The 4,490-nt window shown below is 63.3% G+C and carries 5 protein-coding genes; 1 reads left to right on the forward strand and 4 read right to left on the reverse strand.

Annotated elements, in window-relative coordinates:
• On the forward strand, positions 1-138 hold a 138-nt coding region (locus QZY07_RS24785), incomplete at its 5' end, for a transposase (RefSeq protein WP_295408563.1).
• Positions 139-215: 77 nt separating this feature from the next.
• On the opposite strand, the gene QZY07_RS24790 is transcribed toward QZY07_RS24785, so the two are convergent.
• From QZY07_RS24790 to QZY07_RS24805, 4 genes are all read right to left on the reverse strand, one after another.
• Positions 216-560: a hypothetical protein gene (locus QZY07_RS24790; RefSeq protein WP_295408693.1), complete on the reverse strand. Its 345-nt coding sequence runs from the start codon at positions 558-560 to the stop codon at positions 216-218.
• Complete coding sequence (locus tag QZY07_RS24795; protein ID WP_295408695.1) at positions 545-1,405, reverse strand: hypothetical protein; 861 nt, start codon at positions 1,403-1,405, stop codon at positions 545-547. Before QZY07_RS24795 ends, QZY07_RS24790 begins: the two co-directional genes overlap by 16 nt.
• A gap of 380 nt (positions 1,406-1,785) precedes the next feature.
• Positions 1,786-3,084: a tRNA 5-hydroxyuridine modification protein YegQ gene (gene yegQ, locus QZY07_RS24800; RefSeq protein WP_295408697.1), complete on the reverse strand. Its 1,299-nt coding sequence runs from the start codon at positions 3,082-3,084 to the stop codon at positions 1,786-1,788.
• Positions 3,081-4,256 carry a ChaN family lipoprotein gene (locus QZY07_RS24805; protein WP_295408699.1) on the reverse strand — a complete coding sequence of 392 codons (1,176 nt, stop codon included), beginning with the start codon at positions 4,254-4,256 and terminating at the stop codon, positions 3,081-3,083. The genes yegQ and QZY07_RS24805 overlap by 4 nt, the downstream gene beginning before the upstream one ends.
• Between the last annotated feature and the right edge of the window lie 234 nt (positions 4,257-4,490).

Consider the following 4,490-nt stretch of genomic DNA (forward strand, 5'->3'; position numbering starts at 1 on the left):
CCAGTCTTCGGCATCATCAAATCGGTGATGGGGTTTCGCCAGTTTCTCACCCGCGGTCTGGCCAACGTGCGCAACGAATGGACCCTCGTCTGCCTGGCGTGGAACCTTAAACGCATGGCCGTCTTGCGCCCGCAGTAAGGGACATTCGCAGGGAAACCACGTTTTTGGCCGAAAAAAGGCTATTTTCGAGGAAAATAGCCTCTTGATTGTCTTTTTCAGCCAATCCAAACGCTCAAGTCCGACAGGCTGCTAGCCGTCACGGTGGCGAAGAAGAACGCGAGCGTAGCGAGCCATTGCACGGTCAGGCGCTCGGCTTTAGCGAGGCGTTCGCGGGCACGCTCGGGCAGGTCGGCGGCCTCGGCCAATCCCTTCAGGCGCGTCCAGACGTCGGTGAAGCGCGCCGCCACGCGCTCCACCGGCTGCGTCTGTCCATCCACCGGATCATACGGGTGATACAGCACACCGAGTTCGCGGATCAATGCGCGCGCCTCGCGCTGCCGCTCCCGTGCGCGGTCGTGTTCGGCTTCGACGGCGACCAGCGCGCTCAGGGCGGCGCCCATGCGGGTCTCGAAGGCGGGGGGACGCCCGCGCGGGCGCGGGACGCGCGCCTCGAACGCCTGCTGCGCCGCGCGCTCGGCCTCCCACGGCACTTGCGCGGCGGCGACGCCGGCTTCAGCGGGCGCACGTCGCGCGCCAGCGCCAAGGACGTGGCTTTGGAGACCTCGTGTTGGCCGTGAAAAAGGTCCGGGGAATGATGCGCACCGAGATCCGTCTCGGCATGGCGACGCAGCGCCTTGGCCTCGTCGGCGGTACTCTGGATCACCTCCACGGCGAGCCCCGCGCAGGCGCCCTCCAGCGCGCCCGTCCAGGTCGCCGCAGTGCGATCCGCGGCGTATTGCTCCAACAGAATGAAGTTCGACACCGGCTCGATGGCCACCAAGCAGATCCCCGGATGGAAGGTCTCGTCCTCGCAGACCGTCACCGCGCGCGCGGCCATGCCCTCGGCAAGGATTGTGCGCTGCTCGTCGGCCACCGCAACCACCGCCGTTTCCACGGCGGCATTGAGCGCATGCTGCGCGCCGTCGCTGACCCCGACGAAGGCCGACAGTCCGCTCAGCTCCAGGAATTCACTCACCAGCCGGGTGCCGCCCGCCGCCCGCAACGTGATGCTGAAATGCGCCGCCAGCACCAGCCGATGCAACCCAGCGATCCCGTCCGGGGTGCGCGCGAAGGCCGTCAAACCCGTCGGTGGATCCCCGCGCGGGCCGTCCCCGCACCACCCCCGCAAGGTACTGCGCGCGACCCCCATCTCGGTGGCCACGGCGCGTTGCGTCTCCCCCGCCGCCAGCCGTGCTTCGGCCGCCGCGATGTGCTCGGCTTGCTCCAAGCGTGTGCGCCGCGTCACGCCACGATCCCCCGGCCGGATCTCGAACCTCCGGGTAGCGTCGCGCCTGCGCTTGGTCTAAAATCCGCTGATGAATCTTATCGACTGGATTCGGTAAGGCGATTTGCGGGGAAATTTCTACCGGGATCAACGCTTCAAATGGACAGGATTCACAGGATTTTTCAAGATTAACAGGATGAAAAATAATGACTTTTAGGCGTCGATCATCGTTTGATCCATGTTGGCCGTTCCTGGGAGCGCAGGCCTTTGGCCCGCGAGGCGGGCGAGACGCCCGCGCTCCCAGGTGGACCAAACGATGATTAAGGCCGACTTTTATCCTGTTCATCCTGCGAAATCCTGTGAATCCTGTCCATTAGGCGCCTCTCTTTGGTTTCAGGAAATCACCTAAGAACGCGGCTCAACAAACCCATGGCCCGCGCTTCACAGGGCACGCGAATGCGCACCCGCCAGCCGGCGCCAGGGGCGACCGACAGCGCCTCGCCCGCCAGAGTTTCCAGCATCTCCAGACGAAAATGCGCGTTGCCCTGGGGGGTCATCAGCTCCAGATCGTCGCCGACCGCAAAGCGGTTTTTCACCTCGATCTCGGCCCAACCCGACGCGCCGCCAGTGACCTCGCCCACAAAGATCCGGCGCTGATTGCGCGAGGCGCCATCGGCATAATTCTGAAGATCGCCCGGCGCGTGACGGCGATAAAAACCCTCGGTATAGCCCCGGTTGGAGAGACCTTCCAGATCGACAAACAATTCGGGTCGATACGCCCGCCCCGCCAGTGCATCGTCGATCGCGGCCCGATAAACCTGGGCGGTGCGCGCGGCATAGTAGTGCGATTTCGTGCGGCCCTCGATCTTCAGGCAGTCGATGCCCATGGCCACCAGCCGACCGACATGCTCGACCGCCTGAAGATCGCGCGAGTTGAGGATATAGGTGCCGTGTTCGTCCTCGAACACCGGCAGGTATTCGCCCGGTCGCTTGGCCTCTTCGAGCAGATAGACCTCGTCGGCGGCGGGGTGCCGGTCCTGCCCGACCGATTCGGCGGCACCCAGCCGATATTCCCAGCGGCAGGAATTGGTGCAACTCCCCTGATTCGCGTCGCGATGGTTGAAATAACCCGACAGCAGACAGCGCCCGGAGTAGGCGATACAGAGCGCGCCATGGACGAAGACTTCCAGCTCGATGTCGGGACAGGCCGCGCGAATCTCGGCGATTTCGTCGAGCGAGAGTTCGCGCGAGAGGATGACCCGCGACACCCCCTGCCCCGCCCAAAAGCGCACGGCGGCGGCATTGACCGTGTTGGCCTGGACCGAGAGATGGATCGGCTGCTCGGGCCAACGCTCGCGGACCATCAGGATCAGCCCCGGATCGGCCATGATGAGCGCGTCCGGTCCGAGCGCGACGATCGGCGCCAGATCGTCGATGAAGGTCCGCAGCTTGGCCCCATGGGGCATCAGATTGGTCGCGAGATAGAATCGCTTCCCTTGGTCATGCGCTTCCGCAATGCCGGCGGCCAGATTGGCGGCGTCGAAATCGTTGTTGCGCACCCGCAGGCTATAGCGCGGAAGACCGGCATAGACGGCATCCGCGCCATAGGCGAAGGCGTAGCGCAGATTGCGCAGGGTGCCCGCCGGCGACAGGAGTTCCGGTGTTCGCCCGCCGTCGGCTCTCGATTCCAGTGGTCTCAATGCAGTTCGACCAGGAACGTCAGGCGCTCGTCATCTCCGATCAGACGTTTGCGTTCGACCTCGACCGGAAGGGTCTGACCTGGCGAGCTGTCGATCAGCGCGATCCGGATATCGGAATAGTTTGCGATGGACACCTCACCGATGCGCGTAATACGGTCGCCAGTCTCCAATCCCGCCGTCTTCGCGCCACTCTCTTCGCCAAAACCCTTGACCAGCATTCCAGCCCCGACCGATGAATCATCGAGCATCACGCCCAACAGACCGGCGGGCGGTAACTCGACGGGCCGCGGATAAAGAAAGAAGTCGGCCGCCGCCCGATCCGGACTGCGATTGGTGCCATTCAGCAGAATGGCCGATGGTACCAGCTGACGGCGCAGGAGCCGGTTCGGGATGCCCTGCCCGTATTCGAGGTGCCCGGATCCCGCCAGCACCACCAGTGTGCGCTCGGGGTCGTCGGCGAGCACCCGCGCGGCACGTTCCGCCATTCCTTCGTCCCACAGCAGTTGCACCTCCAGAAAGTGTTCGAGATCGCGTTGTTGCTCGGCGGGATGCAGCTTGAAGACGGCCTCCACCCGCTGCCGATAGGCGGGATCGTCGCGGTCGATCTCGGCTGGAATCCGCGCGCGTTCCTCGTCATTCAATCCAGAGATCCCGACATCGCCGACCTTGCCCGTCAATTCCGATTCCAGATTCAGCGCGATCACCGGGATACGATGCTTGCGGGCGAATTGCAGGATCGGGCGATAGAGTCGGTAGTCATAGCGCCAGCGGTCGAAATACTGCGTCCGGCGCAGAAACTCCGCTTCATCGATGGCGCCAGCGATGTAGGCGTCGATGTCGGCTTGAAAGGGCTGCTGGAAAAACTCCATGCCGATGGCGAGCGTGCGACCGCGCGCATGCAGCCCCTGGATGACAGCCAACTGATTCAGATGGTCTTCGTAGCGTTCATGATTTTCGCCCACGAAAATCACCCGGCGGTCGGTGAGTCGATCCAGCAGTGCGTCCATGTCGGTGAGCGACGAGAGATCCAGTACCCGGCTCGCGGTGTCCGGCATCCCGGTCGATACCGGAGGCTGAGCGACCGGACCGGTCGCGGCGGATTGGGCGAGCGCGAGTGCGCAGAACAGAAGCAGCGGCGCGCCGGTCAGGATGGATGGAGACGGATATGACATCGAGTTCCCCCGGTGGTGTGAAATCGCGTTTTGCGCAAGGGCGCTCCAGAGGGGTCAGTCATGCCGCCCTAGGCCCTCTCGTGAATCGGGATAATAACTCACGTTTCGGAGTTCAAAATCGGCGCAAAACTGGCTTTAATCGTTTGTTTATAAAGGATAATGGCCTCAAGAATGGTAAAATGTCAGGTGCTTGAATCATGACAACCACTCAAGAGGCCACAATGAAGACTCTCA

This window comes from uncultured Thiocystis sp., assembly GCF_903866365.1.
Taxonomy (GTDB): Bacteria; Pseudomonadota; Gammaproteobacteria; order Chromatiales; family Chromatiaceae; genus Chromatium.

What these genes read in the sequence shown, in the direction of transcription:
- QZY07_RS24790 (WP_295408693.1), bottom strand. Translation starts at nt 560, where the DNA reads ATGGGCGCCGCCCTGAGCGCGCTGGTCGCCGTCGAAGCCGAACACGAC.
- QZY07_RS24805 (WP_295408699.1), bottom strand. Translation starts at nt 4,256, where the DNA reads ATGTCATATCCGTCTCCATCCATCCTGACCGGCGCGCCGCTGCTTCTG.